Source organism: Intestinicryptomonas porci (assembly GCF_033971905.1).
GTDB lineage: Bacteria > Verrucomicrobiota > Verrucomicrobiia > Opitutales > Intestinicryptomonadaceae > Intestinicryptomonas > Intestinicryptomonas porci.
On record NZ_JALBUT010000008.1, the window covers coordinates 32,179 to 53,537 of the forward strand.

16 protein-coding genes and 1 tRNA gene are annotated in these 21,359 nt (G+C 46.0%); 10 read left to right on the forward strand and 7 right to left on the reverse strand.

Translation table 11 applies throughout. The features are described 5' to 3' along the window. Positions 1–335: 335 nt before the first annotated feature. The gene (locus tag MOX91_RS07330) at positions 336–1,982 is read right to left on the reverse strand and encodes a hypothetical protein (RefSeq protein ID WP_370397434.1); all 1,647 of its coding nucleotides are present in this window, start codon (positions 1,980–1,982) and stop codon (positions 336–338) included. Positions 1,983–2,187: 205 nt separating this feature from the next. Between MOX91_RS07330 and MOX91_RS07335 the strand changes: the two genes are divergently transcribed. Together MOX91_RS07335 and MOX91_RS07340 are read left to right on the forward strand one after the other, a co-directional pair. Next, a complete protein-coding gene (locus MOX91_RS07335) occupies positions 2,188–2,979 on the forward strand; it encodes an IclR family transcriptional regulator (protein WP_370397435.1) in 792 nt (263 codons plus the stop codon). Between the two features lie 190 nt (positions 2,980–3,169). Beyond that, positions 3,170–4,804, forward strand: a complete 1,635-nt coding sequence (locus MOX91_RS07340) for a S8 family serine peptidase (RefSeq protein ID WP_370397436.1) — start codon at positions 3,170–3,172, stop codon at positions 4,802–4,804. Here the strand turns inward: MOX91_RS07340 and MOX91_RS07345 are convergent. Both MOX91_RS07345 and MOX91_RS07350 read right to left on the reverse strand, forming a co-directional pair. Continuing rightward, positions 4,782–6,002, reverse strand: coding sequence for an aminotransferase class V-fold PLP-dependent enzyme (locus MOX91_RS07345; RefSeq protein WP_370397437.1), 1,221 nt, complete (start codon positions 6,000–6,002; stop codon positions 4,782–4,784). The two genes, MOX91_RS07340 and MOX91_RS07345, sit on opposite strands and share 23 nt — an antisense overlap. A gap of 55 nt (positions 6,003–6,057) precedes the next feature. Then, entirely contained in the window at positions 6,058–6,567 is a 510-nt protein-coding gene (locus tag MOX91_RS07350) for a hypothetical protein (RefSeq protein WP_370397438.1), read from the reverse strand. 139 nt (positions 6,568–6,706) lie between these two features. On the opposite strand from MOX91_RS07350, the gene MOX91_RS07355 reads away from it, so the two are divergent. After that, a complete protein-coding gene (locus tag MOX91_RS07355; RefSeq protein WP_370397439.1) occupies positions 6,707–7,078 on the forward strand; it encodes a hypothetical protein in 372 nt (123 codons plus the stop codon). A 206-nt stretch (positions 7,079–7,284) separates the two neighbouring features. Here MOX91_RS07355 and MOX91_RS07360 read toward each other — a convergent pair. After that, positions 7,285–7,360 (reverse strand) — tRNA-Phe (locus MOX91_RS07360). Between the two features lie 123 nt (positions 7,361–7,483). Between MOX91_RS07360 and MOX91_RS07365 the strand changes: the two genes are divergently transcribed. Genes MOX91_RS07365 through MOX91_RS07395 form a run of 7 tightly spaced genes read left to right on the forward strand, consistent with a single transcriptional unit; the run spans position 7,484 to position 16,449 of the window. Continuing rightward, positions 7,484–9,883 carry a DEAD/DEAH box helicase gene (locus MOX91_RS07365; RefSeq protein WP_370397440.1) on the forward strand — a complete coding sequence of 800 codons (2,400 nt, stop codon included), beginning with the start codon at positions 7,484–7,486 and terminating at the stop codon, positions 9,881–9,883. Beyond that, positions 9,834–10,433: a tRNA (guanosine(46)-N7)-methyltransferase TrmB gene (gene trmB / locus MOX91_RS07370; RefSeq protein WP_370397441.1), complete on the forward strand. Its 600-nt coding sequence runs from the start codon at positions 9,834–9,836 to the stop codon at positions 10,431–10,433. Before MOX91_RS07365 ends, trmB begins: the two co-directional genes overlap by 50 nt. 58 nt (positions 10,434–10,491) lie before the next feature. Further along, positions 10,492–12,306, forward strand: a complete 1,815-nt coding sequence (gene thrS / locus MOX91_RS07375; RefSeq protein WP_370397442.1) for a threonine--tRNA ligase — start codon at positions 10,492–10,494, stop codon at positions 12,304–12,306. Between the two features lie 19 nt (positions 12,307–12,325). Further along, positions 12,326–14,065: a single-stranded-DNA-specific exonuclease RecJ gene (recJ, locus tag MOX91_RS07380; protein WP_370397443.1), complete on the forward strand. Its 1,740-nt coding sequence runs from the start codon at positions 12,326–12,328 to the stop codon at positions 14,063–14,065. Between the two features lie 3 nt (positions 14,066–14,068). Continuing rightward, positions 14,069–14,485 (forward strand): CidA/LrgA family protein, encoded by a 417-nt coding sequence (locus MOX91_RS07385; protein WP_370397444.1) that lies wholly within the window; start codon positions 14,069–14,071, stop codon positions 14,483–14,485. After that, a complete protein-coding gene (locus MOX91_RS07390) occupies positions 14,469–15,164 on the forward strand; it encodes an LrgB family protein (RefSeq protein WP_370397445.1) in 696 nt (231 codons plus the stop codon). Before MOX91_RS07385 ends, MOX91_RS07390 begins: the two co-directional genes overlap by 17 nt. 25 nt (positions 15,165–15,189) lie before the next feature. Further along, the gene (locus MOX91_RS07395) at positions 15,190–16,449 is read left to right on the forward strand and encodes an MFS transporter (RefSeq protein ID WP_370397446.1); all 1,260 of its coding nucleotides are present in this window, start codon (positions 15,190–15,192) and stop codon (positions 16,447–16,449) included. A gap of 6 nt (positions 16,450–16,455) precedes the next feature. Here MOX91_RS07395 and MOX91_RS07400 read toward each other — a convergent pair whose 3' ends face one another. Genes MOX91_RS07400 through MOX91_RS07410 form a run of 3 tightly spaced genes read right to left on the reverse strand, consistent with a single transcriptional unit; the run spans position 16,456 to position 21,354 of the window. Further along, positions 16,456–16,962, reverse strand: coding sequence for an SET domain-containing protein (locus tag MOX91_RS07400; protein ID WP_370397447.1), 507 nt, complete (start codon positions 16,960–16,962; stop codon positions 16,456–16,458). Positions 16,963–16,966: 4 nt separating this feature from the next. Continuing rightward, complete coding sequence (gene panB / locus MOX91_RS07405) at positions 16,967–17,740, reverse strand: 3-methyl-2-oxobutanoate hydroxymethyltransferase (protein ID WP_370397448.1); 774 nt, start codon at positions 17,738–17,740, stop codon at positions 16,967–16,969. Between the two features lie 59 nt (positions 17,741–17,799). Beyond that, a complete protein-coding gene (locus MOX91_RS07410; protein ID WP_370397449.1) occupies positions 17,800–21,354 on the reverse strand; it encodes a hypothetical protein in 3,555 nt (1,184 codons plus the stop codon). Positions 21,355–21,359 lie beyond the last annotated feature (5 nt).

The window sequence follows — 21,359 nt, forward strand, 5'->3', positions numbered from 1 at the left end:
GCCTTATCCCGACTTTTTCAAAATGGTTGCGGACGATTTTTAGCTTGGTTTGATGCGAATAAAAATCGCGATGTTTTGTAATAATTACAATGTTTTGAACAGTAGCTTTGTTGAAATTTAAGATATATCTATATTAACTTCAAATTGTCGCAGTTTTGGAAATTGTGCCAATGTTTCCATTCTATATCTTTCGTGTGAGTTAAATTTTTATGATTTTAATTTTTTAGAGGCGTATGGGTTGTAAGTTTTTATGCCAAGTGTTTTGAAGTTTTGTCTAAAAAAACACACCCGTTGTTTGGGTGTGTTTTTTTTGCAATGAATTTATATTCGGGAAATTATTTCTTTTGTCTGCCCCAGTCAACGTAAGCTCCGTTGTCGGTCGAAAATGAAAGCATCGGCAAGCCGTATTTGCTTTCAACCGAAAGAAGCGGGCGGTTTGCCCATGCGTATCTTGCGGCTTTCGGTTCGGGAACTTCCGGGCTTGAAAGGATGATTGTGTCTCCCTTGATTTCGGCGTCCGCCCATTTCCAGTCGCGCGGATTTTCGCCGCGGATGGCAAATCCCGTGAGCTTTTCTTTGCCTTGCATTTTGCGAAGACCTTCCGCGTTTGCGATTTTTACGATGAGCTTGTTGCCTTCCACTTTAAATTCGCCTGCATAGCGCGGAGAGCGCGCGGCTTTCGGATTTCCCTTTTTGTAAACGTCGGCAAGAGCCATATTGGTTATGCGGGTTGAAACAAGCTCTTTGTGTGGCGGGTGTATGTCTCCAAGCCCCTGCATTTTTGAGCCGCCGCTGTCAATCGAGGTCGCCACTCCCGTTTTGGGAAGAGCCAAGACTTCCGCCATTGTTTCGCGAATTCCGCCCCATGAGCCGTAATGTACGGGCTGGTTTTGATAGTCGTTTATTGCGGCAAGATCGACATAGTAGAAATGGAAATCGCGCTTAAAATGTTTGCGCCATGAATTTACCAAGAGTTTCAGCAAATCGCCGTAAAAGTACGGCTGACCCGCGTTTGATTCGCCCTGATACCACAAAACACCCTTCGGAGAGAGCGGGGCGATGCCGCAAATCATTGAGTTGTATTTGTTTGTTGGGTTGTGATCGTTTGCGAGGACGTCTATTGGCATCTTCGGGCGCGAAGCTCTGTTTTGATTTTGCAAATGTCCCGTTGGGTTTTGTTCAATCCATTTCGGAAAATTCTTTATGTATTCTTCGCGAAGTTTTGCATAGTTTGAAGTAAATTCTTCGTATTCCTGCCAATTCTTAAATTCGGTGTTGTTTGAGGAATTGAAGCTTACTCCCGAAGACTTAAAGGCTTCTTTTGAAATCCAAGGCTCGATGCGGGAGCCGCCCCATGAGGAATTTATAAATCCAACAGGCGTATCCAAGGCTTTTGAAAGTTGGCTTGCGACGATGTAGCAAATCTGGCTTATTCCGTGGCGCAGATTTTTGCCGTCGATAATGCGCCAGTCTCCGCATACTTCGTCAACGGCTTCGGGCAGAATAAATCTGTTTGCGGTGAAAATTCTGACATCTCCATTGGTTGCGTCGGCGTCTTTTTGGTATTTTTCAAGAAATTCCTTTTCGACCGTATTGTTGCCGAAGTGCCATTCCATGTTGGATTGCCCCGAGCCGAGCCAAAGTTCCCCCGTTATGACGTTTGAAATTTTTGCGCTTTCCCCGCTTGCGTTCTTTGCCGCAAGCTCCAAGTTTGTGCGCTTGGGGAAAGGCGGAATTTTAACAAGCCATTTGCCCTGTTTGTCGGATTTAGTTTTTAATGTTTTTTGGATTGTTTTGCCGTCTTTTAATTTTGCCGATACGGAAAGCTCCACCGCTTCTTCGGGGTTTGTCTTTCCTGCTATGGCGTTTTCTTCTCCCGCCTGCAAAACCATATTGTTTTGGTATATGTTTTTAAAGCGGATATCAGCAAAGGAGGCGCAAGCAATGAAAATTGCGCTTAAAGTAATTATTGATTTAAACATATTTTCCCCATTGTTAAGTTATAAGGAATTTAAGTTTAATAATTCCATGGAATTCGTCAATAAAATTAAAAATGCCCTTTCCCGTCGTTAAAAGAAAATTCTTGACTGTGAGTTTAATATATAAAATATATAGGTAGATTTTTATACAGACTTTGTTGCAAATTGTTTTAAATTTTATACTTTTATTGAAAGACAGAGAATTTTTATGAAGAAAAGAGAAAATATTTCTTACGAACGCTATCACATTCCTAATCTGAAGAGGGCATTGGATGTTTTTGAGCTGCTTGCAAAGAATAATTCGGGGCTGACGCTTTCCGAAATAAGCGCGGCGACGAAATATTCCAAAAACAGCATATTCCGCATTATTTGCACTCTGCAAGACTGCGGCTATGTCGTAAAGGATAACGATGGCAGAAAAATTGTGATGTCGCGCAAATTGGCGGCGTTGGGTTATGCGGGTTTTGGAGAATCCAATATCGTCGAAAAAAGCATGGATATTATCCGCGCAATGCGCGACGAACTTGGCGAAACTGCAATGCTTGGCACTTTGCTTCAAGACGAATGCGTGATGATTGAGCAGGCTCCGGGCAGGTTTCCTTTCAAATTTTTGGGCGAAATCGGCATGAGAATTTCATTGCAGGTTTCGGCTCCCGGAAAGGCGATTTTGGCGTATTTGTCGGGCGACGAGGTTTCCCAGCGAGTGGGGAGCATGAAGTTTGTGAAGTACACTGAAAACACCATAACAAACAAGCGCGATTATTTGAAGGAGCTGGAAAATGTCCGCGCTCTCGGCTATGCTTCGGACTATGGAGAAGAAATCGCGGGTGTCCACTGTTTGGGCGCGCCCGTTTTCAACGCCCACGGCTATCCCGTTGCTTCAATTTGGATTACGGGGCCCGCAAGCAGGCTTCCGAGGGAAAAATTTGACGAAGTTGGGAAAATCATTCGCGGATATGCCGATAAGATTTCAGAGCGATTGGGCTACAATTTGATTTAGCTTTTGGCATTTTTTGGGGAAGGCGGATTTTTCCGCCTTTTTTATTTTATTTACTCGCAAAAAGCTTGTAAAATCCTCTATTGTTTTGCATAGTTAAAAGCGGCGTAAAATCCTGTTTATACCTGACATGAGATATTTTAAAGTATTCTTATCAATCTTATTTTGTGTTTGTTTTTCCTCAAATCCGCTCTTGGCTGAAAGATTTTTTGCGGATGACATCGAGGTGCAAACTTTTGTTTTGTCGTACAATTCGGAGGAAAATTCCGCCGACGTTGTGAACAGCATTGTCGGAACGGAGGCATTTTGGAATGTCGGCATCACAGGGCAAAACACTAAGATTGCAAACATCGAGCTTGGCGTGTATTGGAATGAGCATTATGTTTTCCAAAACTCGAATTTGGGGGAAGTGTATGTACCCGAGGGTGTTGACGTCTCTTCTTTGTATTCTTCGCACGCCACGGGGACTGCCCATATTTTGGCGGGGTATAATTCGGATAATTCAAATAACTTTGCCTATTTGGCGTCGTTAGGCATTGCGCCGTCTGCTGAGCTTTCTGCGGGAGCTGTCGCCCGCGATATTTCAGGGGAGCGCGTCAGCGTCGAACTTGCCGATTTCTACGGGGTCTATTCGCATTTCTTTGGAAAGAGCGACGTCATAAACAGTTCATGGGGGCCTGACAGTACGCTTGCGAACAATGTTTTTTCCGGTGTAATAGATGCTCTTGCCGCAAATAACACGAATACCGTCATGGTTGTTTCCGCGGGAAATTCGGGTCCGGGGGAAAATACCGTCCAGTCGATGGCTTTGGCTTTCAATGTGATATCTGTCGGCGTGCTTGGCAATGCCAATTCTTATGATTCGATTGCCGATTTCAGCTCGCGCTCTCCTTCGGATTTTTATAATCCTATAACCAAAGAAACGGTAAAAAGCGTGCGTCCCGCAATAGATATATCAGCTCCGGGGGAAAATATAAGCTTTGCTGTTTACGACCCTGAAAACCCTGATTCAAAAGACCTGTTTTCATGGTCGAGTGGAACAAGCCTTTCAGCTCCCATTGTAAGCGGAGTTGCAAGCCTCATGAAGTCTGCAAGCTATTCTTTGGCGGAAGCCTACGGTGATGCTTACGGGGATTTGTTTGAAAAACAGCGCGATGCCCGCGTTGTAAAGGCAATTCTTTTAAATTCCGCAAAAAAGCCTTCCGATTGGACGAACAACCAAACACTGTCTTCTTATACCACGACAATCGAGATGTCGGGTTTTTCAATAACTTCAACGTATGGGAACGTGATTTTGACGACGCAGGGTCTTGACTATGTTTATGGCGCGGGTTCTTTAAATGCGGATGGCGCGTTAAAGCATGTCTTAAATTTGACCCAATCCATGTATTGGGCGTTGGATTCGGTAAATTCTGGTAGTTCCTTGTGGTACAATTTGGGCCTTGTTGAAGCGGGGAAGTTTTTGACTTCCACATTGGTTTGGAACGTAAATGGCGAAGTTTCGGAAATATCAAACGAGTCGGCGAAAATCGACAATTTATACTTTTCAAATCTTGGGCTTGAACTTTGGACTGTAATTGACGGTTCCCACAATTTGGTCGCGGTTTCGGACACGGAATACAACAATGTGGAACATCTTTATTTGAAGCTTGCAACCGAGGGCGAGTATTTGCTGCGCGTGACGTTTTTTAACATGGCATACGGGGAAATGCCGTCTTCTGAAACATACGCCATTGCATTTTCCGTCATTCCGGAGCCGTCTTTTGTTGCGGCATTTGCGGGAATTTTCGCGCTCCTGATTATTTTTAGGCGAAGAGTTTTACGATAGAGCTTAGCTTTTTCGCGAAATAATCCACTTCTTCAAGAGTGTTGTAGAACGCCATTGAAGCCCTGCATGAGCCTTTTATACCGAGCGTATTCATGAGCGGTTCCGCGCAGTGGTGCCCCGAGCGCACTGCAATGCCGTTTGCGTCGAGCATTGTGGAAATGTCGTTATGGTGTATGTTGCCGCACACAAATGAGATTAGCGGAACTTTTTGCGGAGCCGTTCCCAAAATTTTCACGCCTTCTATTTTCATGAGATGGTCTGTCGCCCTTTTCAGAAGCTCGTCTTCATAGACCCTTACCGCGCTTTTGTCGAGACTGTCCATGAACTTTAATGCTTCGGCAAAAGCGACTGCACCCGCAATGTTTGGCGTTCCCGCCTCAAAGCGTTCGGGCGCATTGCGGAAAGTAGTTCCTTCCCACGAGACGTTTTCAATCATGTCCCCGCCGCCCTGCCATACGTCCATTTCATTTAAGATGTCTGTTTTTGCAATCAGCGCGCCTTCCCCCGTGGGTCCATAGCATTTGTGCGCGGAACATGCGAAGAAATCGCATTCTATTTCAGAAATGTCGTCCAGAAAATGCGGCGCGGATTGTGCCCCGTCAACGCAGAAAACCGCTCCCGCTTTTTTTGCGATGCGCGAAATTTCCGCAACGTCGTTTATTGTCCCAAGCACGTTTGAGGCATGGGCAATGGAAATAATCTTTGTGCGCGCGCCGACAAGGCTTTTAAGATTTTCGATGTCGAGCGAGCCGTCAGGCAAAATTTTCGCAACTTTTATTTTTGCGCCCGTGCGCATGGCACACAGCTGCCACGGCACAATGTTTGCATGGTGCTCCATTTCGCTTAAAATAATTTCATCGCCTTCCGACAAAAATTTTTCCCCGAAACAGCGCGCCACGATGTTTAAGCCCTCAGTCGCACCGCGAGTGAAAACGGCAGTGTAGTTTTTCGGAGCATTAAAATGCTTCAAAACATATTTTCGCGCCTCTTCAAAGGCTATTGTTGAACGCCTACTAAGTTCGTGCGCACTGCGATGTATGTTTGAAAAGTCTTTTTTGTAAAACTGCGCTTCTTTTTCAATTACGCTAAGGGGTTTTTGCGCGCTTGCGGCATTGTCGAAATAGACGAGCTTGCCGCCCTCGACCTCTTGGTCGAGAATGGGGAATTCTTCGCGGATGATTTTTGCGTCAAAAGCCATGATAAAAAAATTTGCTCTCAATTAGAATGCATTGATTGCGGAAGGTCGAGATTTTTTATTTTGCGGTTTTTGCGTCATGCTTCGGGAAATGCCTAAGCGACCATTCAACCTGACGCTTGATGTTTGCAATGTTCAAGGTTTCGGGAATGATTTTAACCCTCGTGTCGCAACTTAGCAAAAACTTGCCTTCCTTAGAACTTGCGCGGATTGTGAAATTCAACGCCAAGCTCTGCTTTGTATTCAAATTGACTTCGTCTGGTTTGTGGGCGAATGGGTCGGGATAGTCGAAACTTTCCGTAAAGTAACGCGGCGACAGCACGAATTGGGCGTCTTTTGCATTTTGAACCCGATTGTAGCCCAGCTCTTTTAGCTCTCTTTCTATTTCAGAACTTGCCGCATTGTAATAGTCTTTTGCTTCGCCATATTTTTCAAAAAATATTTTTCCTCCGCTTGGGGCTTCAAGGAAATAGTTTTTCATTTGCGAGACTTGCTTTTCGGGCATCGTTTGGCAGGAAAAAAGCAGGGCGCAAATGAGCGTTAAAAGTGCGGAAATAATCTTTTTCATATAATGCAATTATCGGCACAAGTTTTTGCGCCATCAACCAAAAAATTTGCCCCAGATTGCATTGTTTAAAATATCTTGCCATCAAGCGTTTTGAGAGCATTATCGAATTTGAGATAGGCGTAGATTTGAAATGCATCGGTTGATTTACACATATATTCTTTCTTGCTTTGTTGGGGCAATTCTTGTAACCGTAGCGATATTTACACCTCCGGGCAATGCAATCTGTTTTTATTTTGAAATTCCATTAGAGATAATTTGGGTTGGGACATTTTTATATCTTGCGCTACGCACATTTCCTAAAAAATATTCATTTGCAGAGAAATTGCTTTGGGGAATTTTGTATCTTTATTCGTTTGGATTGCTTTATCCTTTTGCGTTTAAAATTGCTTTAAAAAGTTTTAATACAAGCGAACAAGTTAAGAAAAATGCGCTTTTTCTTATAATTTCAGCTTCGGGGATATTGGTAATTTCATTCTTGATTGCTGTGGTTTATCCTTCACTTCAACATTGATGCCTTTAAATAAAATCGTTCTACGTCAAGAGTTGTGGAATGTATAAAAAAGAAGGGCAAAGAAGGAAAAATCCTTGCAATGCTCTGTGCGAAAAACACATTGTCAAAAAATCGCAATTTTACAACCTTTGGCGTTGACTCAAAAAGCAACCGCCAAAAATCTATACAAATAAAGGGTTTCCAAGCGGAAACCCTCTGTTTTCAAATGGTGGCCAAGGGCGGGTTTGAACCGCCGACACAAGGATTTTCAGTCCTCTGCTCTACCAACTGAGCTACCCGGCCATAAATGAAAGTTTTTCAGTCTCTATATTTTTTGGGTTTCGTCAACAAAAAAAATAAAAAAATTTTAACGCGAAAAAATCTCTTGCGAAAAACTCCAAGTTTTAATTGCCTGTTTTCGGATAAATGGAAGAATTTTCCCAGAACGTAAAAATACCTGACTTGTGGCAGCAGGAAGCGGTCGGCGCGCTTTGCAGGGGTTGCGACGTCGTTTTGCACGCCCCTACGGGGGCTGGAAAAACTTACGTTTTTGAGCTGTTTTACACGAGGTATTTCAAGGGAAATGCCGTTTACACCGTACCGACTCGCGCGCTTGCAAACGACAAATTCAGGGAATGGCGGGCTCTTGGCTGGAATGTCGGGATTGCCACGGGAGACTATTCTTTCAACACTTCCGCCCCCTTGGTTGTCGCGACTTTGGAAACGCAAAAGTCGAGGATTTTGGAAGGCAGGTGCGCGGATTTAATCGTAATAGACGAATACCAGCTCATTTCTGATTTCAGGCGCGGGGCTAATTACGAAGTTGCCGTTGCCGCGGCGGGCAAAGATGTCCAGCTTTTGCTTTTAAGCGGAAGCGTTGCAAACCGGTTGGAAGTCGCCGCATGGCTTGAAAGGCTTGGCAGGCGCGCGGTGCTGGTCGAGCATGGGGAGCGTCCCGTTCCCCTTGAAGAAGTTTTTTCGGAGGCGATTTTAAAAGGCGTTTCTTTTAAGGGAATGGGATTTTGGGGAAGGCTTGCGCGAAAAATATCGAGCCTTGAAATGACTCCGCTTTTGATTTTCGCGCCGAAGAGAATTGAGGCGGAAATAATAGCTTCCAAGATAGCCGAAGCGTTCAAAAACGAGCCGATGTTGGAAATTCCCCGCCAAAAACTTTCCATGGCGGGGCGCAAACTCGGAGGATTGTTGAAGAGGGGCGTTGCTTTCCACCACAGCGGTCTTAGCGCGCATCAAAGATGCGATTTGGTTGAAGACATGGCAAAATCGGGCAGGCTGAAAGTTGTCGTCGCCACGACGGGCTTGGGTGCGGGGGTGAATTTTTCCATGAGAAGCGTCATTGTCGCCGACGGGGAATACGAGGCTCTTGGCAAGGTTTACAAGTTGCGTCCAGACGAGCTTTTGCAGATGTACGGCAGGGCGGGGCGAAGGGGGCTTGACAAGTCGGGGTACGCAATATGCCTTCCTTCAAAGCCGCGCTTTTCGGAGGCTAAGGAAATTGTTTTGTCGCGCGCAAAGTTTTTGGATTGGGGCGCATTTTTGCGCATAATGGACATTGCGGCAAGCGAGGGCAAAGACCATGTCTTGGCGGCAAAAAACTTCGCAAAAAGGCTGTTTACGGAAGATAAAACAGACTTGGGTTTTGAATCCGCGAAGAGGAATTTGTCGAGGCAAAAACTTAGTTTAGACGGCATTCGCATTGAGATGCAAAATTCGGATTTTTTGTGGCAGCGAAGAACTCCGACTTCTACTTGCGCATTAAAAGACGCCCTGTTTTTCGACGGCAAAAAGTGGCGCAATTTTTTGGATGTCAAAAAGGCGGTTTCGCTTCTCAAAACGGGTGCGGTTTGCGAATTGCCGTCGGGGGGATACGGGGTGGAAATCCGCATTGCAAGCGAAATATCAGACGGAATTTTCAGGCTGAACAAGTCGCTTGTTTCCAAGTTAAAGCCGATTCTTAAAAATGAAGACAGGGCGGCGGTTTCCAAAAGCGGCGCGACTTTGAAAACATTGCGCAGGCGTTTTTTGAAGTATTTGCCCGATTTGTTTTCGGGGGCGTTTGCCGAGTTTTTGGAGATAAAAAATGGCGGGCTGTTTGCAAAACTTAGCGTCCGAAACTGCGCCGCAAAGACTTTTAAGGACGGCGCGGGGAAAAATCTTTTCAATCCGCCAATGCGCGAAGTCTTGGTGAAGAACGCCTATGACTTCGACGCCTTGTCGGGCGGCGGAGATTTTGCGGGCACTGCTTCGACGGTTGCGGAGTTGTGGCTCAAATTCGGGCTTGTGGACGAACATTTCAAGCCAACGATGCGCGGCAGGATTTTTTCGCTTTTCAATTCGGGAGAGGGGCTTGCGGTTGCGGCGGCTCTCGAAGACAAGTCGTACGGCATTGGAGAAATCTTTTACGACATTGCAAATTTGAGGGCGGGCGCGAGGTTTGGTTTGTCGTCAAAAATCCGCTCTCCAAGTTCGCGCCTTGCTGATATTTGCCGAATCAAATACGGAATTTGCGACATCGACGGCTATCTGCACAAGGGCATTCCCGCAGGCTACGGAGAAGGGGCTTCCGAAATTATGCGAAAAATAGCCGGCGGCGCGTCTTTTGCTGATTTTGAAGACGAATTTTTGCATAAGGGCGACATCGAAAGGGCGCATCTTGAATGGCTCAGCATAATAAACCATATCGCGGAATGCCCGCATTTGGAAGACGGCAGATTTTTGGAATTGAAAAAAATGTGCGAAAGTTCATCTTCAAAAACAAATGGAAAACGGATTGGAACTTGCATTGGCGCGCAGGGCGGCGCGTATTGAAAACTTGAAAGAAAAAATTGCCTCTCTTCCCGTACGAGATTTCGGCGGCAAGATAACTTTTGAAATCGGATGCGGCAAGGGGCATTATTTGAGCGCGTACGGGGCTGCGCATAAAAACGAGCTTTGCGTTGGCATCGACCTTATTTCATCGCGCATACGCGATGGCGAGCGCAAGAACGAGAAGCTCGGCAACACGAACGTGTATTTCATAAAGGCGCAGAGCGGGGAGTTCCTTGAAGCAATGCCGCGCGAAGTCAAGTTCGGAAAGGTTTTCATATTTTTCCCCGACCCGTGGCCTAAAAAACGGCACCACAAAAACAGGCTTATTCAGCCCGAATTTTTGGACGCCTTGAAGGATTGCTTGGCAAGCGGTGCCAAATTATTTTTCAGAACAGACCATTCGGAATACTTCGACTGGGCGAAATCGGTTTTTGAAAGCCATTCGGACTGGGAAATACTGGACGGGGAAGTGCTTGAATTTGAAGAAGTTTCGCAGTTTCAGCGCATTTTGCCGAATTTCCGCACTCTCTGCGCGGTTTTAAAAGCTTGAACGCGGTAAAAATAGCTTTACAAACGCTTTTTATAATCAGATATTTAATAACTTTATTATGAACGAAGAATTGCATAAAATAAGACACAGCGCATCGCACGTTTTGGCGGCGGCGGTGTTGCGCTTATTCCCAAACGCAAAGCTCGACATTGGTCCTGCAACCGAAACGGGCTTTTATTACGATTTTGATTTGCCCCACAAATTCACAGCCGAAGACTTGGAAAAAATCGAGGCTGAAATGAAAAAAATCATTTCCGAAAACCAGCGTTTTGAAAAGAGGGAACTTTCGCGCGAAGAAGCCGAAAAGCTTATCCGCGAGCGCGGGCAGGAAGAGTACAAGCTCGGACGCTTGGCTGACATCCCCGACGGCGAAAAGATAACTTTTTACACAAACGGCGATTTTTGCGATTTGTGCGCGGGTCCGCATGTTGACTACACAAAGCGCATAAAGGCATTCAAGCTTTTGACTGTCGCGGGCGCGTACCATCGCGGCGACGAAAACAACAAACAGCTCCAGCGCATTTACGGCACCGCTTTTGAAAGCAAGGAAGACTTGCAAAACTACTTGACGCAACTCGAAGAAGCCAAAAAGCGCGACCATCGCAAGCTCGGCAAGGAAATGGGGCTTTTCGTAATCGACGACAGGGTAGGCCAGGGGCTTATTTTGTGGAAGCCGAAGGGCGCAATTTTGCGCCAGTCGTTGCAGGACTTCATTTTGGAGCTTTTGCGCGAGCAGGGGTACAGCCAGGTGTTCACTCCGCATATCGGCAAGCTCGGCCTTTTTAAGACGAGCGGACACTTCCCGTATTACAAGGAATCGCAGTTTGTTCCGATAGTCGAGCGCGACGACTTGCAGCGTTTGGCGTCTCAAAATGTTCCCGTTTCGCAGTTTGAGGAAAAAATCGAAAACGGCGACGTTTCGGGATTTTTGCTAAAACCCATGAATTGCCCGTTCCATGTCGAAATTTACAAAAGCGACGCTCATTCCTACCGCGATTTGCCCGTCCGCTTGGCGGAGTTTGGCAACGTGTATCGCTGGGAGCAGTCGGGCGAATTAAACGGTATGACGCGCGTAAGGGGTTTTACGCAGGACGACGCGCACATATTCTGCACTCCCGAACAGCTCGACGCCGAAATTCAAGGTTGCTTGGACTTGGTAAAGAAAGTGTTTACCACCATCGGTATGTCAGACTACCGCGTGAGAATTTCTTTGCGCGACCCTGATAGCGACAAATATGTCGGAAGCGATGAAAACTGGCAAAAGAGCGAAGACGCCATCAGAAAGGCGGCGCGCTCTCTCGGTGTTCCGTTTACCGAAGAGCTTGGCGAAGCGGCTTTTTACGGCCCCAAAATTGACTTTGTCGTAAAAGACGTAATCGGGCGCGAATGGCAGCTTGGCACAGTCCAGGTTGACTACAATTTGCCTGAGCGTTTCGACATCACCTACACGGGTCCCGACAACAAACAGCACCGTCCGATTATGATTCACCGCGCGCCGTTCGGCTCTTTGGAGCGTTTTACGGGCGTTCTTATCGAGCACTTCGGCGGCAACTTCCCGACATGGCTTGCTCCGGAGCAGGTGCGAATTTTGCCTTTGGGCGAAGACGTAATCGGATATGCCGACGAAGTTTACAAACTCGCCAAAAAAGCGGGGCTTAGAGTTTCAATGGACGATTCTTCCGAGAAGCTCGGAGCCAAAATCCGCAAGGCTGAAACTGAAAAAGTTCCGCACATGTTTGTCATCGGCAAAAAAGAGGCGGAATGCAAAATGGTTTCGGTGCGTTCGCGCCTTCGCAAGGAGTTTGAGGGTGTGAAGTCTGCGGAAGAAGCCGTTGAACAAATTCTGCAGGACGCAAAAAGCCGCAGATTGTAATTAAAAAGAGCATTGAAACGTGGATTGGAAAATCGGAAAATACGACGCGAAACTTGCGGCAGACTTGGGCTCTTATTTGGGCGTAAGCCCGATACTTGCGTCCTTGCTGCTTGAACGTGGCTTTTCCGACCCCATCCGCGCCGAAATGTTTTTAAAGCCCAAGCTCACAAATTTGGGCGATCCTTTCCGCGTAAAAAATTTGCGAAGAGCCGCGCTTAGGCTGATTGAGGCAATTTCCAAAAATCAAAAGGTTTTGGTTTTTGGCGACTACGATGTGGACGGCATCACAAGCACGACGCTTTTTGTGAATGCAATGCGTCACTTCGACTGCAATCCGTCGTACTTCGTGCCGCGCAGAATGGACGAAGGCTATGGGTTGAGCGAGGCGGCTTTGGAGCGCGCGTTTGCAGACGAAAAGCCGGACTTGCTCGTTGCCTTGGATTGCGGAACAAACGCAATGGAGGCGATTCACTATATCCGTTCTCAGGGCATCGATTTGATAGTTGTTGACCATCACCAGTCGAAAGACAATCCCGCCGAAGAGGATTATATTCTGGTAAATCCGCACGTTTTTGATTTGAGCACCGCTCCGTGGCGCAATCTTTGCACGGTTGGGCTTGTCTTTAAGCTTGTCCACGCTCTCGTAAAGGAAATGCGCCTGCGCGACGACCCCCGCTCTTGGACTCTCGACTTGAAAGAATCTCTCGACTTGGTGTCTCTTGGCACTATCGCCGACTTGGTTCCGCTTGTCGATGAAAACAGGATACTTGCAAGATACGGAATAAAGAGGTTAAAAAGCACGAAGCGCAAGGGTATTCAGGCGTTAATACAGGCAAGCGGCATTTCTTTGGGCGATGAAATTACGCCCGTTGACATATCTTTCAGGCTCGGGCCGCGCATAAACGCAAGCGGAAGGCTTGCCGACGCGTCTTTGCCTTTGGATATGCTTTTGGGCGATGATTTCACAACTTGTTTCAGAGCCGCTTGCGAGTTAAACGACATCAACAAGGAACGCCAGGAAATTGAAAGGGGCGTCTTCGAGTCGGCAATGAAAAAGATTTCCGACTGCAATTTGGCTGACGACCCCTGCATAATCGTCTTCGACACGACATGGCACCCGGGGGTTGTCGGCATTATCGCAGGCAAGCTTAGCCGCGAATTTAACCGCCCCGTGATTGTCTTTGGCGAAACTGACGAAGGCTACACAAAGGGGTCGGGCAGAAGTATTGCGGGTCTTGATTTGGTTGAATGCCTGTCGCACTGCACGGAGTTTTTGGGCAGCTGGGGAGGGCACCCGATGGCAGTCGGCGTCTCCGTTAAAGAAGACAAGATGGCGGAATTTAAGGCAAAGCTTAATTCCGTAATCCGCAAAAGGCTTGAAGAGGGGGTTTCTTTTGAGCCGGAACTCCATGTTTCTTTGGAGCTTGCGCACGAGGACATCTGTTTTGAGCTTTTGGACGAACTTGAAATTTTGCATCCTTTCGGGGAAGGCAACAAAGAGCCTATTTTTGCGATAAGGGAAGTTGTCTTGGAAAAGCCCGTCGAAGTTTTCGGCGGCGGGCAGAACTTTAAATTCCAGCTTCCGCTCAACAACGGAACTTGGATTAGCGCGGTCGCTTGGAGAATGGGGCGCAATCTTCCGCCGGTGAACACAAAAATTGATTTTGCGATGCACCTTTCATGGAACAGGTGGAATAAGCGCAAAACTCCGCAGGCGACCATTGTAGATTGGCGCGTGTCTTCCGATGCGCGGTTTTAACTCATGAAACTTTCATACAAGAACAAATTTTTGCGCGTTTGCGGCGGGCTTGCATTGCTTGTCGGGCTTTATGAAGCGGTGTCGCGCGCATTCGATTTATTTGCGATAACCTTTCCGTCATCGCTTGTGGCGATGGTTATCCTTTATTTTCTGCTACTTTTTAAAATTATTCCGCTTTGGGTGGTGGAAGACGCCTGCAAGTTTATTTTGAAATTTATGCCGCTTTACTTTGTCCCGATTTTAGTCGGGATAATGACCTATAAAGAGCTTCTCGCAGGCAAGATATGCTCGATATTGTCCGCTTTGGTTTTAAGCGCGGCAATAACAATGCTTGCAACGGCTTTTTGCGTTGAGTTTTTGCAAAAGCGCAAGTGCGGCGCGAAAGAGAAAGAGGATAAACAAAGTGAAAGAATACTTTGAAAGCGATTTTTTCATCGCGCTTGCGGGGATTTGCTCCACAATTGTGGCGTTTTCGTTTGCGAAATTCTTGGGCAGGGCAAAGCTTTTAAGATTTATGCCGCCGATAATTGTTTCGTCGCTGATTATAATTTTGGCGATAGAAAATACTTCCGCGACTTACGAAGGCTACGCCAAAGGCGGGGACTTGATTGTGTACCTGCTCTATCCCGCGACGGTAGCCCTTGCCTATCCCCTTTACAAAAATACGAAGCTGATACGCTTAAATGCGCTCGAAGTATTTTGCGCCACGTTGGTTTCCACTTTTACGAGCGTTTTTTCGATATTTGTCATCGCTTCTTTCATGGAGCTTGGCGAAGACATAATAAATTCCATATCCTCAAAATGCGTGACTACTCCCGTCGCGATTGAAATTTCAAAGATGACGGGCGGAATTTTGGGCATTACCGTTGCAAGCGTGTTTGTGTCGGGAATATTCGGCGGGACTTTCGGGCATGGCTTGCTAAAAATGTTCGGTATAAAAGACGATATTTCAATAGGGCTTGCAATAGGTTCTACAAGCCATGTCATAGGAACTGCAAAGTGCATGCAAGTCAGCGAAAAGCAGGCGGCAATGAGCGCGCTTGTACTGATTTTGACAGCGGTTTTTACAACTTTTCTGCTTTTTATTTTGCAAACGTAGGCTCTTTTGCTAAAAGATTTTTCTTATGGGAGAAAACAGAGTCGGGGCATGGAGCTGGATTCCGTGCCTGTATTTTTTGGAAGGCTTGCCTAACACTGTCGTAATGACGGTGTCGGTATTGTTTTACACATCGCTTGGAATGAGCGCGACGTCCGCCGCCGCGCTTACCAGCGCGCTTTATCTGCCATGGGCAATCAAGCCTTTTTGGAGCCCGCTTGTCGATACTGTTTCGACAAAGCGCAAATGGATTTTGGCATGCGCGCTCGCATTTGCGCTTGCGTTCTTTTCCTTGTCGCTTTCTCCGTTTTCCGAAAATTGGACAATGCTTTCGATTGCGGGGTTTTGGCTTCTGGGCATATCTTCGGCGACTTTCGATATTGCTTCCGACGGATTTTATATGCTTGCGCTATCAACGCAAAACCAGGCGTTTTTTGTCGGCATACGAAATTCGTTTTACCGCCTTTCAATGATTTTCGGAAACGGCGGGCTTTTGTACATTGCGGGATTTGCCGGCGGAAAATTCGGAGGCGAAAAATGGGGCTGGGCGACAGCGTTTTTTGTCTGCGCCATTGTTTCCTTAATCGGATTTTTCTGGTTTTCAAAGTATTTGCCAAGCCCTGAAAACTTGGCGGCAGCAAGGAAATCGCCTCCCTTAAACGAATTTTTTGCCTGCTTTAAGAAATTCTTTTTGAGGCGCGGCATTCTTTTAATGATGTGCTACATCCTTTTTTACCGCTTTGCCGAATCCCAGCTCTGCAAGATTATGCCGATTTTTTTGAAGTCGGAAATTTCGGAGGGCGGGCTTGGGCTAAGCCTTGAAACGATAGGGGTTATACAGGGGATAAACGCCCCGATAGCCCTTTTGTGCGGCGGAATTTTGGGCGGATTTTTGATTTCTAAATTCGGGCTTGAAAAGTGCATTGTGCCGATGGCGTTTGCGATGAATTTGCCGAATTTGCTGTACCTTTTCCTTGCGATTTATCTGCCGCAAAACTTGTTTTTTATAGGCGGATGTGTCTTTGCGGAGCAGTTCGGATACGGGCTTGGATTTTCAAGCTATATGATGTATCTCATTTTCGCGTCAAAAGGGGAGTTTAAGACTGCGTTTTACGCGATATGCACGGGCTTTATGGCTCTCGGATTGCAGCTGCCCGGGGCTGTCAGCGGATATTTGAAAGACTCTTTCGGCTTTGTCGGATTTTTTGAGATTGCAATGTTTGCGACGCTCGTTTCGTTTTTTGCGACATTTTGCGCGCTGAAGACTTTAAAAGACGGCGGAAAATAATTTGCGCTATTTGTGCGAGGCGAATTTCTTTTTCTTCATTCTCGCAAGTATTTTTTTTAGCTTAACTCTGTCTTCGACCGCGACAATGTAGCCAACGCAACCCGGCTTTCCGCACTTGCAGGGGTGGCGCATAAAGTGTTCGAGAGCGTAGCCGTAGTTGTATAAAATTTCCTCGCCTTCTGCTATGTCTTTTGTGGCGGTAAAGACTATTTCCCCATCAATGTTTTCGGCTTCGCAATTAGTTTGGCAGGCGTGGTTTATGAAGCGGGCATCGTTATATTCAAAGTTGCCGTCGATGTCGAATTCGTCGTCAAGTTCGAAGATGTAAACGGAGCCTTCTCCCGAAGTTTTTGCGCGCTCTTCCTGTTCGAGTCCGCGTCTGTTCGATTCTTCTTTTGTGATTTTCTCGCCCAAATACTTTAAAATTTGCTCGCCTTTTTTTATCTTTTTAGCGGCAAAGACGCCGTTGCCGTGAATGTCGGATTTTTTTACAACGTATTTCTTTTCGTCCATGGTTTCAGCTTGGGAATTTTCCGCTTTTTACGTCGGATGCGTATTCTTCAAAAGCCTTGGAGACGATGGCTGAAAGGTCGGCGTATTTTTTCGCAAACGGCGGAATCCACTCGCCAAGCCCCAAAACGTCGGTCGAAACCAAAACCTGCCCGTCGCAGCCGTTTCCCGCTCCTATGCCGATGGTTGGAATTGACACCGCGTTTGTTATTTCCCTTGCAGTTTCGGGGTCTGTCTTTTCGATAACAAATGAAAATGCTCCCGCTTCTTCGAGCTTTTTTGCGTCTTCAATAAGCATTTCGCGCTCTTCTTGCGTTTTGCCGAAAGTTTTGTAAGAGCCGAGCTTTAATATTTGTTGCGGCATAAGCCCTATGTGCCCCATGACGGGAATGCCGGCATCTACCAATTTTTTGATTTTTTCGGCAAGCAATGCGCCGCCTTCTATTTTCACACAGTCGGCTCCCGCCCTCAAAAAATTTGCGCAGTCTTCCAAGAGGCTGTCAAAACACTTGTGGGCAACGGCAAACGGAACGTCTGCGATTATCAGCGCATTCGGCTTTGCGCGCGCCACCATTTTGACGTGGTGGAGCATGTCGTCCATCGTGACGGGCACGGTGGAATCAAACCCCATGAAAGTGTTGCCGAGCGAGTCTCCTATTAAAATCGCGTCTATGCCCGCCTTGTCCGCAAGCCGCGCAAATATGGCGTCATACGCGGTTATGACGGCGATTTTTTCAGTGCCCTTTTTTTCGAGAATGTTTTTGACGGTTTTTTTCTTCATTTTGAAAATCAAATGTTGTTTTGATTTTGCGCCGTTGCGCGAAAAAATCAAATTTGTTTTTAGTTTTTAATCTTGAAAATGGAGCGCGCGGATTTTGAAAGTATTTCCCTCAAATTATTTTTTGTTTTTGATAAAGTGCCTGAAATTTGAAATTCGGGCCCTGATACGATGTTTTCAGGCGTCTTTTCAAATCCCAATTTTTGAAGTGCGAGCGCGAGCGCGCCGCCTGTCGCGTCAAGCTTGATTGGCATGAAAATCGGCATGTTGTCAAAGCTTTCCCTTTCCATGTAGCTTATGGAGCCGCGCATTGAAATCAATGCGTTTTGCGCTTTTACTTTTGCGGGGAGAAGCTCGATGTTCAAGTCCGTGCCCCTTCTTATGTTTAGTTCGGTTTCTGAAAATTCTATTGAGGCGAGAAGCTCCATCAGGTCTGTCATATCTCCGATTTCGCGGACTTTCCCGCCGAAGATTGTGCCGCCTATCTTTAAAAGCCCCGCGCCTATGCTTGCCGCTTCCCAAATTTCGGAAGTCCTGTCCAAGAGATGCATTGTTCCGCCTTTTGTTTTCGCGCTTGCGTTAAATCGCATTATGCGCGGCAGATTACCCAAATCTTTTGAGCTTGCAAAAAAATCCGCCTCGATGTCAAACGCCCCCTCGATGAAAGAAAAACCTTCGCCATTTCTTTTTAAGAGCTTTTGAATTTCCAAATTTTCGATTTTAATATTTGAGTCTTTTAATTCATAAACGCCGTTTTGCGCAAAGAAAACACTGCATGAAAGGCTGCTTGGCGCGCCGTAAAACAGGGCGGTTGCGTTGCCGACTTTAAGCGAGGTTTTGTCTGCGGAAATTTCAGCTCTCAGGTTTTCAAACATAGGCTTTCCTCCGCTTAAAATTTTTTGCGCCGATATTTTTATTTCCGCGTCCTTTCCGAAATCCCAAGCCGCCCGCAATTCTTCAACGCTTTCCTGCGGAAGCTCCTTTATGCTGACTTCCACTTTTTCAATAGGGAAGGAGGGAGTTTCGGATAATTTTTCGCCGTCTGAAAAATCGGTTTCGTGCGGAAGAAGATTATGCTTTATTTTTGAGCGGATTTCTTTCGCGGAAGGAAGCTCTTTTGCGTTTTCAACATCGCGCGGGCGCATCAATTTTGTCTTGCCCTTTTCGTTTTGCGCTTGCAGTTTGTTTTGAAACGCGCGGGCAAGAGTTTGCAAGTCTTCGAGGATTATTTTTTGTGCGCAGGCGTCCATGGTGAATTTTTCGCCAAATGACGTGTTTGCGCTTGCGAGCGATTCCCCTTTTGTCGTGGCAATCCTTAGATTTGAGCTTAGATTTTTCAAGCAATTTTTGCCGAACTTCAAAACGCTTTTAAGCTCCGCTTTTTCGATTAAATCGGGAGAGCCTCGCACAGACAGGTTTGAGAGAGTTATGTCGGCATTTAATTCATCTGCGCTTCGGGCATTTAGTTTGACTTCCAGCATCCCGTTGGAGGCATTGTCGAACTTTTTTAGAATCGGCTGCTGTAAAAGCTTTGGAACGCTTGCCGAAAAGTCCGCGTTTAAGCTTATTAACGACGGTCGGTTTACGTCGAATTTGGCGTTCGCGCTCCCTGTCAAAATTCCGGTTGCGTTTTCCAAAGCTCTAAACTGTGGAATGTCAAAAGCGAGAATGCCGCCTTTTAGTGCAATGTTTGATTTTGCTTGCAAGGTTATGTTTTTTAGGATTTCTCCGCTTTCGTTTTTTGCGCTTAAATTCTTCGCTTCTGCTGAAATATCTGCTTCAATATCTTCCGCGCTTAAAATTTTCACGTTCGCGAGCATGGAAATCTTTTCGGCGTCGGCATTGGGGCAGAGTGCCTTTAAAATTTCAGGGGGCAAGTCTGCCGAAGACATGCTTATTTCCGCGTCTTTTGACGAAACTTTGCCGCTTGAAAGATTTAAACAAATTTCGTTTTTTATGTTTGCCTCCAAAACGTCCGCGCCGTTTTTCCCGCGCAGGCTTACTGAAAGCTTTTTTAGGCGCGCCAAATTTCCGCTTATCGCCGCGGCGGCGGAAGCGTCGATTTTTTCAACACCGCATTCCTTTATTCGGGGAAAGAGGGAGGACGGGTTGCCCGTGGCTTCAAATGCGAAATCCGCCCGTTCAAAATCTTTTGCAAAAGACGTTTCGATTGTGGCCGAGAAGTTTGACGGGCTTTTTGCGGGCGTAAGCTGCGCCGAAATTTTCGATTTCCCGAAGTCGGTAATTGCCGATAAAAACAGGTTAAACGAGGCTTCGTTAAAGAGCGGCACACCGTTTCTTTTTAGCGTTAAATTTCTTATGCCGATTAGTTTTTCACTTTTTGCCTCTATTTTTTCGGAATTTTTCGAGATTAAAATTTCCGCGGATATCGGTGCTGAAAACGCTTCAAAGCCGTTTTGTTTTATAAAGGCGTTAAGATGGTTTAAATCAAATTTGTTGAGACAAAACCTGAAAAGTTCGCCGTCGGGGATTTTTTCAAGATTTGACGTATCCAAAAGAAAACGCTTCGCGCTTTTTACAGAACAGACGTTGCTTTCGTTCATGTTTAGCCCGAAGTTTAATTTTCCAACATCCAAAGAGGAATGCTCTTTCTTTATTTCAATCTCTCCTGCAAGCGACGCGGTTTGCACTTCGTCGAGATATACCGACATTTCTTGCAGATTTCGGGCGTCCGCCCTGAAAGACGCCTTGCAGTCCGCGCTGTTAAAGCTTGAATCGAAATTCGATGTTGCGTGCAGTTTTGCCGAAAATTGTGGCAGATCGTCAAAGAATGCTTTCAGGTCGTCCGAATCAAAGGATATTTGCGTTTGCGTTTCAAATTTTCCGTAAAAATCGGAAGCTTTTATTTGCGATTTTAAAATTTCCTTTCCGCTGATTGAAAATGCAAGGGCAATGTTTGATTTATTTTTCGAGCCTTGCGCGAGAATGCGCAATTTTGCGTTTATTTGCCTTTCGCCCTGCGTTGCCGCAATGGGCATCTGTAAATCAAGGCTTGCGAGTTTAAACAGGTCGTGCAAGACGAGGTTTCGGGCGCAATTTTCGGAGTTTAGAATTGCGGATATTTTTGCGCCATTATTTAAATTAAGCTTAAAATCTCCTTCAATATTTTTTATTTTTATGTCGAAGTTTGAAAGGAAGCTTGGCTTTGAAACTTTATCTTTCTCTTCTTTTATTGGCGCAGATTGTTTTGATGTTTGATGGTTTTGAGATGGGGCTGAGGCAGGCTGGACTTCCGCGCTTGCGGCGGCAGATGGTCTGTATGCCATCTCCTCTTGTAAAGCTTGTTGTGTTAAGTTTGCCCCTTCGATTTTCAGATTTTCAATCGCTACATTTTTTAAAAGCAGGCACTTTAAAATAAAGTCATGGCTTGCCGAAATCTTGTTTATTTTCAAATCAAATCCGTTAGGCAGGGCGAGTTTTAATCCCTCGATTTCGGTTTTGAAAAAAGATATTTCAACTTTTTCGACATCGTTGCTTTCATTTGACGATTTCAGTGCGGAAAGCACCAATGATTTTTGAAAGGCAAAAAATGCAAAGCAAAGTGCCGCTATTAAAATACCCGCCGCAAAAATGGCTGTTGTGATTTTGCGCCACATAAATT

What these genes read in the sequence shown, in the direction of transcription:
- MOX91_RS07410 (WP_370397449.1), bottom strand. Translation starts at nt 21,354, where the DNA reads ATGTGGCGCAAAATCACAACAGCCATTTTTGCGGCGGGTATTTTAATA.
- MOX91_RS07400 (WP_370397447.1), bottom strand. Translation starts at nt 16,962, where the DNA reads ATGGACGAAAAGAAATACGTTGTAAAAAAATCCGACATTCACGGCAAC.
- MOX91_RS07330 (WP_370397434.1), bottom strand. Translation starts at nt 1,982, where the DNA reads ATGTTTAAATCAATAATTACTTTAAGCGCAATTTTCATTGCTTGCGCC.
- MOX91_RS07335 (WP_370397435.1), top strand. Translation starts at nt 2,188, where the DNA reads ATGAAGAAAAGAGAAAATATTTCTTACGAACGCTATCACATTCCTAAT.
- panB (WP_370397448.1), bottom strand. Translation starts at nt 17,740, where the DNA reads ATGAAGAAAAAAACCGTCAAAAACATTCTCGAAAAAAAGGGCACTGAA.
- MOX91_RS07395 (WP_370397446.1), top strand. Translation starts at nt 15,190, where the DNA reads ATGGGAGAAAACAGAGTCGGGGCATGGAGCTGGATTCCGTGCCTGTAT.
- trmB (WP_370397441.1), top strand. Translation starts at nt 9,834, where the DNA reads ATGGAAAACGGATTGGAACTTGCATTGGCGCGCAGGGCGGCGCGTATT.
- MOX91_RS07385 (WP_370397444.1), top strand. Translation starts at nt 14,069, where the DNA reads ATGAAACTTTCATACAAGAACAAATTTTTGCGCGTTTGCGGCGGGCTT.
- MOX91_RS07350 (WP_370397438.1), bottom strand. Translation starts at nt 6,567, where the DNA reads ATGAAAAAGATTATTTCCGCACTTTTAACGCTCATTTGCGCCCTGCTT.
- MOX91_RS07365 (WP_370397440.1), top strand. Translation starts at nt 7,484, where the DNA reads ATGGAAGAATTTTCCCAGAACGTAAAAATACCTGACTTGTGGCAGCAG.
- MOX91_RS07345 (WP_370397437.1), bottom strand. Translation starts at nt 6,002, where the DNA reads ATGGCTTTTGACGCAAAAATCATCCGCGAAGAATTCCCCATTCTCGAC.
- thrS (WP_370397442.1), top strand. Translation starts at nt 10,492, where the DNA reads ATGAACGAAGAATTGCATAAAATAAGACACAGCGCATCGCACGTTTTG.